Source organism: Streptomyces sp. NPDC001941 (genome assembly GCF_040296945.1).
Lineage (GTDB): Bacteria > Actinomycetota > Actinomycetes > Streptomycetales > Streptomycetaceae > Streptomyces.
The window spans coordinates 1-12,588 of sequence record NZ_JBEOYE010000160.1; the positions used below are offsets into that span (position 1 = coordinate 1).

The window sequence follows — 12,588 nt, forward strand, 5'->3', positions numbered from 1 at the left end:
CCGCGCCCCGGGCCCGAGGCCTGGCCCGACCCGGCCGCCGTGCTGCTCACCGCGCTCGGCCCCGGCCCCCGGCTGTGGGAGCGCGGCCCGCACCACCCGGAGTCGCTGGTGGTCCGGCTCGGCACGGCCGACCGGGCCGACCTGCCGTCGGTGCCGGTGACGGTCGGGCTGCGGGAGGCGGGCTCGCTGGGCCTCGCGGGACCGCGCGAGCGGCTGGCGGGACTGGTCAGGTCGGTGGTGGCGCAGCTCGCCGCCCTGCACGCGCCGGGCGACCTGGAGATCGTCCTGATCAGCGCGGACCGCTCCCGGAGCCTCCAGGAGCGGCGCCGCGACTGGGCCTGGCTGGGCTGGCTGCCGCAGGTGCGCCCGGCGCACGGCCAGGACTGCCGGCTGCTCCTGGCCTACGACCGGGAGCAGGCCGCCGCCCGTACCGCCGAGCTGACCCGGCGCCTGGACGACGGGCCGCTGGGTCCCGGCTGGCCGAGCGCCGACCGGCGGACCGTCGCGGAGGCCGCCGCCCGGCACGACGGGCCGCACACGGTGGTGGTCGTGGACGGCGACCCCGGCTCGGCGGCGCTGCGCGAGACGACCGCGCGGCTCGCGGGCGCGGGCGGGGCGGCGGGCATCCACCTGCTCTGCCTGGCCGAGACCCCGGCCGCCTCCCCGGTGTCGCCGGTGGCGGCGACGTACGAGACGGCGTGCGCCGCCTCGCTGGCCTTCCGCGAGTGCGGGGCGGTCGCCCTGCTGAGCGGTGACGTGGCGACGGCCCTGCGGCTGATGCGCGCGGCGGGCGGGCAGCCGGTGGGGCACGGCGTGATGGCCGCGCTGGACGCGGTGTCGGCGGCCTGGGCCGAGCGGTTCGCCCGCGCGCTCGCGCCGCTGCGCACGGCCGAGGGAGCTGGCCCCGGCCGGGTGGCCGCGCCGCTGCCCCCGACGGCCCGCCTCCTGGACGAGCTGGGCCTGGCGCGGGCCACGCCCGCGTCGCTGATGGCCCGCTGGGCGTCGGCCCCGGACTGCGCGGCGGTGCTGGGCGCCGGGCCGCGCGGCCCGGTGACCGTGGACCTGGCCGAGGAGGGGCCGCACCTGCTGATCGAGGGCCCGGCGGGCAGCGGCCGCTCGGAGCTGCTGCGCTCGGTGGCCGCGTCGCTGGCCGCCGCCGCGCGCCCGGACCGGCTGGCGCTGCTGCTGGTCGACGGGGCGGGCGGCGAGCGGGGCGAGGGCCTCGCGGGGTGCACGGAACTGCCGCACGTCTCCCAGCACCTGGTGGCCTCCGACCCGGTCCGGATGCGGGAGTTCGCGCAGGCGCTGGGCGCCGAGCTGAAGCGCCGCGCGGAGCTGCTGGGCGGCGAGGCGTACGGGGCGTGGCGCACCCGCCAGGAGGTGGCCGAGCGGCTGGTGGGCCAGCGCACGGCGCCGGGCGCCGAGGCGTTCGGGGACCTGGAGTCGTCGGACTCCGGCACCCTGCGGCTGCGCGCGCGGGCCGCCCTCGCGGCGGCCGAGCGGGCGGCGGCGGAAGGCTCGGCGGGCGCGGCGACCGGGCGTACGGGCACGCGCGCGGCGCTGGCCGTGGACCACGTTCAGTCCGGCCCGGGCCAGGCACCCAGAGCGCCGGGCGCCGAGCCCCGCTCCCCCGGTGCCGCCACGGGCGTGCGCACCCCGCCCGGCGGCACGCCGATCCCGGGCAGCCGGACGCCCTCCTCCCAGCCGTCCGCCCCGGCGCCCGGCGGGCCCGCGCGGCCCGGGCAGCCGGGCGATCCGTGCGGGTCGCTGCCGCGCCTGGTCGTCCTGGTCGACGACCTGGACGCGCTGGTGGCCCCCGCGCTGGGCAGCCCCGGGCGGCCCGCAGCGGGTTCGGTCGTACGGGCCCTCGAGGCGGTCGCGCGGGACGGGGAGCGCCTCGGCGTGCACCTGGTCGCCGCGTCGGCCCGCCCGGAGCGCACCGAGGGGACGGAGCTGGCCCGGGGCGCCCGGCTGCGGGTGGTCCTGGACGCCCCGCCGCCGGCCGGGACGCCGGACGCGCCGGGGCCGGGGCGCGGGCGGCTGGCGCATCCGGACGGGCGGGTCACGCCGTTCCAGGCGGGCCGGGTCACCGGGCGCATCCCGCGCACGGCGACGCAGCGCCCCACCGTCGTACAGCTGGAGTGGGAGCGGATGGGCGAGCCGCCGACGCGCCGGCCGGTGCGCGAGCTGGGCAACGGGCCGACGGACCTGGCGCTGCTCGCCAGTGCGCTGGAGCGGGCGGCGCGTTCGGTGGGGGCGGCTCCGATAGCGCCCCTGAGCGCCCCCTGAGCCCGTCCCCACACTCCCTCCACCACAGTTCGACGACGTCTCGACCGAGACCCGAGTGCACGTCACGAGCCCATTACGATCAGCGAGTTGACAGCGAAGGCGGTATTGCGACCCCCTCGGACCGGGCGTAGACCTGTCGCACGTACGCACAGCGGAAACCGACGGGCACGCGCAGGCAGGCGCGCGCACGGGACGAGCACGCGCACGGGAGAGACGGGGCAGCAATGCGCACTTCTCGCACCATCCTTGACAGGAACCGTACAAACCCCAGGGGCCGCACGGGCCACTCGCGCCACCGGGGCCGCACCGGGACGACCGGCAGGGCACTGGCCCTCGCCGCGGTCGCCGCACTCGCGCTGGCCGGCTGCGGCGGGGGCGGCGACGACAAGGACAAGACGCCGAGCGGGGGGGCCAGCGGCACCGGCGCCGGGCAGACCGTCCAGCTGCCCAAGCTGGACGGCCAGAAGCTCCAGGTGGTCGCGGTGTGGACGGGCCCCGAGCAGGAGGCCTTCACCAAGGTCCTGAAGGAGTTCGAGAAGCGCACGGGCGCGACGGTGACGTACACGCCGACCCAGGACGCGATGCTGAACTACCTCGGTACGAAGATCGCGGGCGGCGCGCCGCCGGACGTGGCGCTGCTCCAGCAGCCGGGCGCGCTCGCGCAGGCCGTCTCCCGCAAGTGGCTCAAGCCGGTGTCGGCGGACGCCAAGGCCCAGCTGACGAAGAACTACCCCAAGGGCTGGCAGGACCTGGGCGCGGTCGGCGGCCAGCAGTACGGGGTCTACTTCAAGGCCGCCAACAAGTCGCTGGTCTGGTACAACGCGGCGGCGTTCGAGGCGGCCGGCGCCAAGGAGCCCAAGACCTGGAAGGAGTTCATGGCGACGGCGGAGACCATCTCCGCGTCGGGCGTGACCCCGGTCTCGGTGGGCGGCGCGGACGGCTGGACGCTCACCGACTGGTTCGAGAACGTCTACCTCTCCCAGGCGGGCCCGCAGAAGTACGACCAGCTGGCCAAGCACCAGATCAAGTGGACGGACCCGTCGGTCAAGGACGCGCTCGGCACGCTGGGCGAGCTGTTCGGCAAGCCGAACCTGATCGCGGGCGGCGCGGACGGCGCGCTGCAGACGGAGTTCCCCGCGTCGGTCACCCAGACCTTCACCGGTGACCAGCCCAAGGCCGCGATGGTCTTCGAGGGCGACTTCGCGTCGATCAACATCCAGCAGACCAAGGCCAAGATCGGCACGGACGCCAAGGTGTTCCCGTTCCCGGCGGTCGGCGCGGACGCCCCGGTGGTGACCGGCGGCGACGTGGCGGTGGCGCTCACCGACAAGCCGGCCACGCAGGCGCTGCTGACGTTCCTGGCGTCGCCGGACGCGGCGGGCATCTGGGCGGGGCAGGGCGGCTTCGTGTCCCCGAACAAGTCCCTCGACCTCAAGACATACCCCAATGACGTGCAGCGCGAGATCGCCAAGGCGCTGGTGGACGCGGGCGACACCTTCCGCTTCGACATGTCGGACCAGATGCCGCAGTCGTTCGGCGGCACGCCCGGCAAGGGCGAGTGGAAGCTCCTGCAGGACTTCCTGAAGAACCCCAAGGACGTCGCGGGCACCCAGGCGAAGCTGGAGGCCGAGGCGGCCAAGGCGTTCGGGCAGTCGTGACCACGGCGACGGCGGGGGGCGCGGCGCGGCCGCCGTCCCCCGCTCCCCGGGGTCCGCGCAAGAGCGTGACCGGCACCCGCAAGGCCGTCGCGGTGGGCTTCCTGCTGCCCGCGCTCGTGCTGCTCGGCGCGCTCGTGGTCTACCCGATCGGGTACTCGGTCTACCGGTCCTTCTTCGACCGGGCGGGCACCTCGTTCGCCGGGATCGAGAACTACCTGGAGATCTTCCGCGACGACGGCATCCTGACGGCGGTCAAGAACAACGCGATCTGGGTGGTGTTCGCGCCGACGGTGTCCACCGCGCTCGGGCTGATCTTCGCGGTGCTCACCGAGCGGATCCGCTGGGGCACGGCGTTCAAGCTGGTCGTCTTCATGCCGATGGCGATCTCGATGCTGGCCGCGGGGATCATCTTCCGGCTGGTGTACGAGCAGAGCCCGGACCGCGGGGTCGCCAACGCCGTCTGGGTGGGCGTGCACGACACGTTCGCCGAGTCGTCGGGCTTCCCCAACGCCCATCCGCTGCCGGTGCACCCGCTGAAGGCGGCGGGCGGCGGCGCCTTCGAGACGAAGCAGGCGGTACGGACCGGGGAGGCGGTGCTGCTGCCGCTGGTGGGCGTGGCCCCGGCCAAGATGCCCTCCGACGCCAGGCCCGCCAAGGCGGCGCCCGCCGGGGGCGACGGGATCAGCGGCACCGCCTGGCTGGACTTCACCCGCGGCGGGGGCGGCAGGCCCAACGTCGTCGACCCCACCGAACTGGGCCTGAAGGGCCTGAAGGTGGAGGCCGTCAAGGACGGCAGGGTGGTGGCGAGCGCCACGGCCGGGGCGGACGGCACCTTCACGCTGCCGGCCGCCGCGGACGGCGCGGTGCTGCGGCTACCCGCGGCCAACTTCCGCGAGCCGTACGACGGCGTGGACTGGCTGGGCCCGACGCTCATCACGCCCGCGGTGATCGGCAGTTACGTGTGGATGTGGGCCGGGTTCGCGATGGTCCTGATCGGCGCGGGTCTCGCGGCGGTGCCGCGCGAGCTGATGGAGGCGGCGCGGGTGGACGGCGCCAACGAGTGGCAGGTCTTCCGGCGGGTGACGGTGCCGCTGCTGGCGCCGGTGCTCGCGGTGGTGCTGGTGACGCTGATGATCAACGTACTGAAGATCTTCGACCTGGTGTTCATCATCGCGCCGGGCTCCTCCCAGGACGACGCGAACGTCCTGGCGCTCCAGCTGTACCGCTCGTCCTTCGGCACCGACGCGGACCTGGGCGTGGGCAGCGCGATCGCGGTGCTGCTGTTGCTGCTGGTGATCCCGGTGATGCTGTTCAACATCCGGAGGATGCGAAGGGAGGCGAGGCGATGAGCGCCCCCTCGAACGCCGCCACGACGGGCCCGGCCGCCGGGAGCGCCGCGACGGCCTCGGGCGCCGGGGCGCGGCGGCCCCTCGGCTCCCGGCTGGCCGGACGGCTCGGCGGCGGGGTGGTACGGGTCGTCCTGGTGCTGGTCGCGCTGTTCTGGCTGATGCCCACGATCGGGCTGCTCGCGTCCTCGCTGCGCGACCCGGCGGACATCGCGGCGACCGGCTGGTGGAAGGTGTTCACCACCCCCGCGCAGCTGACCACGGAGAACTACTCCCGGCTGCTCGACAACGACGTGATCACCAACTCCCTCCTGTCGACGGTCCTGATCACGGTCCCGGCCACGCTGCTGGTCGTGGCGATCGGCTCGTTCGCCGGGTACGCCTTCGCCTGGATGGAGTTCCCCGGCCGCGACTGGTGGTTCCTGGTGGTGGTCGGGCTGCTGGTGGTGCCCGTGCAGGTCGCCCTGGTGCCGGTGTCGAAGCTGTTCGGCGAGATCGGGATCTTCGAGACGACGATCGGCGTGGTGTTGTTCCACGTCGCGTTCGGGCTGCCCTTCGCGATCTTCCTGCTCCGCAACTTCTTCGCGGAGATCCCCAGGGAGCTCCTGGAGGCCGCCCGGCTCGACGGGGCGGGCGAGGTCCGGCTGTTCACCCGGGTCGTGCTGCCGCTGGGCGGCCCGGCCATCGCCTCGCTGGGCATCTTCCAGTTCCTGTGGGTGTGGAACGACATGCTGGTCGCGCTGATCTTCGCGGACTCCAAGAACCCGCCGATCACGGTGGCGCTCCAGCAGCAGGTGCGGCAGTTCGGGAACAACATCGACGTGCTCGCGCCCGGCGCGTTCATCTCGATGGTGATCCCGCTGGTCGTGTTCTTCGCCTTCCAACGCCAGTTCGTCTCCGGAGTGATGGCCGGTGCGGTGAAATGACGTCGCGTCAACTTCCGTACGCACCACCATGACCACCCGATGAACCGGCAGGAGCCGTGACGCGGCGGCCCTTCACCGGGCCGCCGCCCGCACGACGTCCCCCGTATGCCACGCATGGCGTAACCCGCCCCGCCCCGGCGGAGTTTCCGGGCCATGCCCCGGTTCAGCGTGATCGTCCCCGCGTACAAGGTCCAGGCGTACCTCCACGACTGCCTGGAGTCGGTCCTCTCCCAGTCGTACGAGGATCTGGAGCTGATCGTCGTGGACGACTGCTCGCCCGACGGCGGCGCCGCCGTCATCGACGAGTTCGCCGCCCGCGACCGCCGGGTCACCGCCCTGCACCTGACGCGCAACGAGGGCCTGGGCCCGGCGCGCAACGCCGGCCTCGCCCACGCCACCGGCGACTACGTCGTCTTCCTCGACGGCGACGACACCCTCACCCCCGGCTCGCTCCGGGCCATCGCCGACCGCCTCAAGGAGACCGGCTCCCCCGACGTCCTGGTGTACGACTACGCGCGCACCTACTGGTCGCGCCAGGCCGTGCGCAACGAGTTCCGCGCCCACCTGAGCGAGGACGGCCCGGCGCCCTTCACCCTCGACGACCGCCCCGGCCTGCTGAAGGTCCTGATGGTGGTCTGGAACAAGGCGTACCGCCGGGAGTTCATCGAACGCGAGGGCTTCACCTTCCCGCCCGGCTTCTACGAGGACACCCCCTGGACCTACCCGGCGCTGATGGCCGCGGAGTCGATCGCCACCCTGGACCGGGTCTGCGTGCACTACCGCCAGCGCCGCCAGGGCAACATCCTGTCCACCACCAGCCGCCGCCACTTCGACCTCTTCGATCAGTACGACCGGGTGTTCGCCTTCCTCGACGGGCGCCCCGGCCTCCAGCGCTGGCGCGCGGTGCTCTTCCGCCGCATGACCGACCACTTCACCTCGGTGTTCACCGCGCGCGGCCGGCTGCCGCGCGGCACCCGCACCGAGTTCTTCCGCCGGGCCCGCGCCCACTACCGCCGCTACCGCACCCCGGGCGCCACCCCCCGCTTCAGCACCCGGCTGCGGCACGCCATGGTGCGGCTGGGGGCCCACCGCACCTACCGCTCGATCTGGCTGGCCCGCGCCGTCAGGCACCGGCTGGCCCGGCGGGGCGCGGAGCTGGCGCGCCGGACCCGCGGGGCGCTCCTCCAGCTGCACTACCGCGTCCAGCTGCGGCTGCCGCTGCGCAAGGACCGCGCCGTCTTCTCCGCCTACTGGGGCCGGGGCTACGCCTGCAACCCGGCGGCCCTGGAGGCCCGGGTGCGCGAACTGGCCCCGAAGGTGCGCACCGCCTGGATCTGCGCGCCCGAGCACGCGCACACCGTCCCGGCCGGCACCCGGGCGCTGCACCCGGGCACCGCCGCCTACTGGACGGCGCTGGCCCGCTCCGCGTACCTCGTCAACAACGTCAACTTCGACCGGCGGCTGGTCAAGCGCCCCGGCCAGGTGCTCGTCCAGACCCAGCACGGCACCCCGCTCAAGCACATGGGCCTCGACCTCCAGGCCCGCCCGGCCGCCGGGCGCGGCCAGGACTTCGCCACGCTGCTGCGCAACGCCGACAAGTGGGACTACGTGCTCTCCGCCAACCGCCACTCGACGCTGGTGTGGGAGCGGGTCTTCCCGGCGGGCTACCGCACCCTGGAGTACGGCTACCCGCGCAACGACGCGCTCCTGCGCGCCACTTCGCAGGACGTGGCACGGCTGCGCGACGCGCTCGGGATCCCGCGCGGCTGCACGGCCGTGCTGTACGCGCCGACGCACCGCGACTACGCCAGCCCCCAGCCCCGCCTGCTCGACCTGGAGCGGCTGCTGCGCGAACTGGGCCCGCGCTTCGTGGTGCTGGTCCGCCCGCACCACCTCTTCGGCGAGGTCGCCGCGCCCCGGCACCCGCGGCTGATCGACGTCTCCGGACACCCGTCCGTCGAGGAGCTCTGCCTGGCCTCGGACGCGCTGGTCACCGACTACTCGTCGCTGATGTTCGACTACGCCAACCTGGACCGCCCGATCGTGCTGCACGCCGCCGACTGGGAGGCGTACGAAGCGTCCCGCGGCACCTACTTCGACGTGCGGGCCTTCCCGCCGGGGGCGGTGGCGCGCACCGAGGACGAGCTGATCGACATCTTCACCAGCGAGCACTGGCGCGGCTCGCGCTCCGCCCAGCTGCGGGCCGCCTTCCGGGCGCGCTTCTGCCCGTACGACGACGGGGGTGCGGCGGAGCGGGTGGTGCGGCGGGTGTTCCTGGGCGAGCCGGAGGAGGCGCTCCCGCCGCTGCGGCCGCTGGGGGAGCGGGGGCCGGTGGGGGTGGCGGGCGCACGGGGCGCGGCCCCGACCCCAAGGGCCCGCACCTCGGCCACCACAAGCTCCTGAGCCCCGGACCCAGCGGGCCCGAGCCCGCTTCCCCGCCGCACCCACCAGCCCATCCGGCCCGCCCCGCGAAACCCAGCCCGTCCGGCGCTTGAGGACGGACCCGGGGGTGGTGGGCCGGGGCCGGGAGGGGAGGGCCCTCAGGGGGTCAGGGATCGCAAGGTGCGGGCCGTGCGTTGGGCGAAGGGCCCGAGCGCGGCCGTCAACCCCACCGGCGCCCAGCTCAACTGCAACCTCCCCGCCCCCCTCCCCTCCGCCTCCACCGTCACCCGGTGCCGCCCCGCCCGCCCCAGCGCGAAGGGCGGCAGGTCCACCGGCGCCAGCAGCACCCCCGTGTGGGAGGTCCCCCGGTGCGCCGGATCGCCCAGCTCCACCACCGGGTGCCGCACCCCGGCGAACCCCTGGGCCGGCAGCGACCCCCCGCCCAGGTCCAGGACGACCTCCCCCTCGTACACCCCGGGCCGCACCGGGTCGGTGCGGAAGGACACCGTGGTCCGGCGCCCCGCCGGGGACACGTGCAGCCGGGCGAGCAGCGGCGCGAGCGGCAGCCTGCGGCCGGGGTCGTGGCTGCGCACCCGCAGCGCGAGCGCGGCGCCCCCGGCGGGTTCCGCGCGCAGCACCTCGTGGCGCAGCCGCGCGGCGGGGAACGGGCAGTCGGCGAGGGCCAGTTCGGACAGGTCCAGTTCGCGGCGTGCGGTGGCGCTCGCGGGGACCCGGTCGCCCCAGTAGGTCCGCCCGCCCGCGTCCCGCACCACCTGGCGCGGGGCGAGTCCGTGGGCCAGGTCGCGGGCGGCGGTCCTGGCGTCCTCGTGGCGGCCCTCGCGCAGCAGCTGGACGACGACGCGTTCGGCGCGGCCGAGCCGCGGCAGGGCCCGCTCGGACAGGCCGTCCAGGTAGGGCAGGACCTCGGCGGCGAACTCCTCGATCCAGCCGAGCGAGCGGTGCGGCAGGTCGCCCGCGTACAGCCGCAGGTCGTGGGAGAGGAACTTGTAGTCCTTCTCCTCGCGCAGCGCGGGGCTCGCGTGCTCGGCGAGGAAGGCGTCGATCATGCGGGCGATGGCGAGCCGGTCGCGGACGTTGGAGATCAGGTGGCGCCGGTTGGAGATGGTGGCGGCGTCCCCGGCGGCGTACGGCTCGATGTACCAGCGGTAGACGGGCTCGGTGACGACCGTGAAGGCCCGGGCCAGGGTGTAGGCCTGGGCGGAGAACAGCTGGTCCTCGTAGTGCACGCCCTCGGGGAAGCGCAGGGCGTGCCGGTCCAGGAAGTCCTTGCGGTACATCTTGTTCGTGGACAGCGGCTCGAAGAGCAGCCGGGGCTCGGCCTCGATCCCGGCGACGGTGCGCCGCTCGGTGAAGAGCGAGGCCATCCAGGTGGAGGTGGTCCCGGTGTCCACCCGGACCCGTTCGACGGCGCCCATGGCGAAGTCGACGTCGCGCTCGCGGTGCGCGGCGAGGAGCAGCGCGCAGGCGTCGGGCGGGAGTTCGTCGTCGCTGTCGAGGAACATCAGGTACGGCGCGCGGGCGGTCTCGACGGACCGGTTGCGCGGGGCGCTGCACCCGCCGCTGTTCCGCTCCAGGCGCAGGTAGCGGATGCGGTCGTCCTTGGCGGCGAGCGCGCGGGCGACCTCGGGGGTGGCGTCGGTGGAGTGGTCGTCGGCGATGACGATCTCCAGGGCGCGGTGGGTCTGGGCGCGTACGGAGGCGACGGCGCGGGGCAGCCGCTCGGCGTCGTTGTAGACGATCACGGTGACGGTGACGTCCGGGGCGGTGGCGTCGGGGACGGTGCTCATCGGCGCGCGGCCTCCTGCGGGGTGGGGGCGGGGGTGCGGCGCCCGGGCGGCAGTACCGGCGGCAGGCTCTCCTCGCCCTCGCCGAGGAAGACCCGGCGCACCACGCGTTCGGCGGCGCGCCCGTCGTCGTACGCGCAGAAGCGGCGCCGGAACCCGGCGCGCTGCTTGGCGGCCGTCTCGTCGCACCAGGCGCCGCCGGTGAGGATGTCGGTCAGCTCGGCCTGGCTGCGGGCGACCGGCCCGGGGGCCTCGGCGAGCAGGTCGAAGTAGACGCCGCGCACGGTGCGGTAGACGTCCCAGTCGTCGGCGTGGATGACGATGGGCCGGTCGAGGTTGGCGTAGTCGAACATGATCGACGAGTAGTCGGTGATCAACGCGTCGGCGGCGAGGGCGAGTTCCTCGACGGGGTCGTACGCGGAGACGTCGAGGACCTTCTCGCGCACGGCGGCGGGCAGCGGACTGTCGTAGAAGTAGTGCCCGCGCACCAGCAGGACGGTGTCCTCGCCGAGCCGGTCGGCGAGGAGCGCCAGGTCCAGGCGGGGGGTCCAGCCGGTCTCGTGGTCGCGGTGGGTCGGGGCGTACAGCAGGGCGCGCTGTCCGTCGCGCAGGCCGAGCCGGGCGCGGGCGGCGCGGACGTCCTCGGCGGTGGCCCGGTAGTAGACGTCGTTGCGGGGATAGCCGTAGTCGAGGGAGACGTGGTCGGCGGGGTAGGCGCGCTGCCAGGCCTCGGTGGAGTGCGGGTTGGACGACAGGCTGTAGTCCCAGCGGTCGACGCGGGCCAGCAGGGTGCGGAAGTTGGTGCCCTGCGCGGCGGCGGGGTACTCCCGCTGGTCCAGGCCCATGCGCTTGAGCGGGGTGCCGTGGTGGGTCTGCAGGTGCACCGAGCCCGGCCGTTTGACCACCGGGTTGGGGAAGTTGACGTTGTTGACGAGGTACTTGGCGCGGGCCAGGGTGCGCCAGTAGGCGCGGGTGCCGGGCACCACGTGCTCGGTGCCGGGCGGCAGCAGCGGCGCGTGCTGGGCCTCGACGACCCAGACCCGGCGGATGTCGGGTGCCAGTTCGGCGAGTTCGGCGGCGATCGCGGCCGGGTTGCAGGCCACGCCGCGGCCCCAGTAGGCGGAGAAGACGGCCAGGTCGGGGTCGATGCGGCGGCGCAGCTGGCGGCGGTAGTGGCGCCGGTCGCGCAGCCGGGCCACTTGGTGGGCGCGCCGCGCGAGGAGCGAACGCAGGCCCCTGCGGCGGTCGTTGGCGGCCTGGAGCAGCCGGTAGACGGTGCGCGCGCCGTGGCCGAGGAGGCGCTGGCGCAGTCCGGCGAGGCCGCGCGGGCGGCGGTGCCCGGCGGGCCTGAGGCGGCGGGCCTGGTCGGCGGCGCGGCGGAAGTACTCGGCGCGGAAGGCGCGCGGCAGGGCGCCCCGGCGGGCCAGGACGGCCAGGTGGTCGCCGGTCATCCGGTCGTACAGCCGGGCGCGCACCACGGCGGGGGCGGTGCGGACGGCCTCCAGGGCGTGCAGCAGGTCGTACTGGCGCAGCACGGCCCGGTGGTCCTCGGCGGTGCGGGGCCTGCGGCCGTCCTCGCGGCCCCTGCGGTGCACCAGGGCGACCTGCGGCCGGCAGGCGACCCGGTCGGCGAGCAGCAGGACGGCGTACGAGAGGAACAGCTCGTCGGCCCCCTCGGTGCCGAACTCCTCGGCGTGCGCGGCGAACAGCCGGGCGCTGACCAGCCGGTTGCCGAGCAGCGGCGCGGCGCCCAGGAGCGCGGCGGCGGGCCCGCCCCGGGTGAGCAGCGCGGTGTCGCCGCCGGGCACGGCCTGGTCCCACCAGTAGGCGCGGTGGTGGTCGAGCAGCACCACGTCGGGCAGGACCGCGCCGGGCGCCTCGCCGAGGCCGCGCAGCCAGTCGGCGAGCGGGGCGGTCGTGGCGCCGGGCAGCCAGTCGGAGCCGTGCAGGAACTGCAGGTGGCGGCCGCCCGCGGCGCGGGCACCGGCGGCGCGCGCGGCGGCGTCGGGGGTGCCGGGGGGCAGGGCGACGACGGTGAAGCGGGGGTCGCGCACGGAGAGCCGTTCGGCGATCGCGCGCCGGTCCTCGCCGGTGGTGGTGACGACGACGTCCAGACCCGGGTGCGGCGGCCCCGGCACGCTGTGCCGGGCGGGGCGGGACAGGGGGGGGGGGCGGTCGCCGG

Annotated in this window: 7 protein-coding genes; 5 read left to right on the plus strand and 2 right to left on the minus strand. The window is 75.2% G+C overall.

Features of this window, described 5'->3' with window-relative positions; translation table 11 throughout:
* The 5 genes from ABT160_RS44720 to ABT160_RS44740 form a co-directional block, all read left to right on the plus strand.
* Positions 1-2,289: FtsK/SpoIIIE domain-containing protein (locus ABT160_RS44720; RefSeq protein ID WP_351655540.1), on the plus strand; the 2,289-nt coding region annotated here is incomplete at its 5' end.
* Positions 2,290-2,513: 224 nt separating this feature from the next.
* On the plus strand, positions 2,514-3,947 hold the full coding sequence (locus ABT160_RS44725; RefSeq protein WP_502984415.1) for an ABC transporter substrate-binding protein: 1,434 nt from the start codon (positions 2,514-2,516) through the stop codon (positions 3,945-3,947).
* The gene (locus ABT160_RS44730) at positions 3,944-5,296 is read left to right on the plus strand and encodes a carbohydrate ABC transporter permease (protein WP_351655543.1); all 1,353 of its coding nucleotides are present in this window, start codon (positions 3,944-3,946) and stop codon (positions 5,294-5,296) included. The genes ABT160_RS44725 and ABT160_RS44730 overlap by 4 nt, the downstream gene beginning before the upstream one ends.
* Entirely contained in the window at positions 5,293-6,219 is a 927-nt protein-coding gene (locus ABT160_RS44735) for a carbohydrate ABC transporter permease (protein ID WP_351655545.1), read from the plus strand. Before ABT160_RS44730 ends, ABT160_RS44735 begins: the two co-directional genes overlap by 4 nt.
* A gap of 153 nt (positions 6,220-6,372) precedes the next feature.
* Positions 6,373-8,622 (plus strand): bifunctional glycosyltransferase/CDP-glycerol:glycerophosphate glycerophosphotransferase, encoded by a 2,250-nt coding sequence (locus tag ABT160_RS44740; RefSeq protein WP_351655548.1) that lies wholly within the window; start codon positions 6,373-6,375, stop codon positions 8,620-8,622.
* A gap of 137 nt (positions 8,623-8,759) precedes the next feature.
* On the opposite strand, the gene ABT160_RS44745 is transcribed toward ABT160_RS44740, so the two are convergent.
* Together ABT160_RS44745 and ABT160_RS44750 are read right to left on the minus strand one after the other, a co-directional pair.
* The gene (locus ABT160_RS44745) at positions 8,760-10,409 is read right to left on the minus strand and encodes a glycosyltransferase family 2 protein (protein ID WP_351655551.1); all 1,650 of its coding nucleotides are present in this window, start codon (positions 10,407-10,409) and stop codon (positions 8,760-8,762) included.
* Positions 10,406-12,568, minus strand: coding sequence for a CDP-glycerol glycerophosphotransferase family protein (locus tag ABT160_RS44750; protein WP_351655557.1), 2,163 nt, complete (start codon positions 12,566-12,568; stop codon positions 10,406-10,408). Before ABT160_RS44750 ends, ABT160_RS44745 begins: the two co-directional genes overlap by 4 nt.
* Between the last annotated feature and the right edge of the window lie 20 nt (positions 12,569-12,588).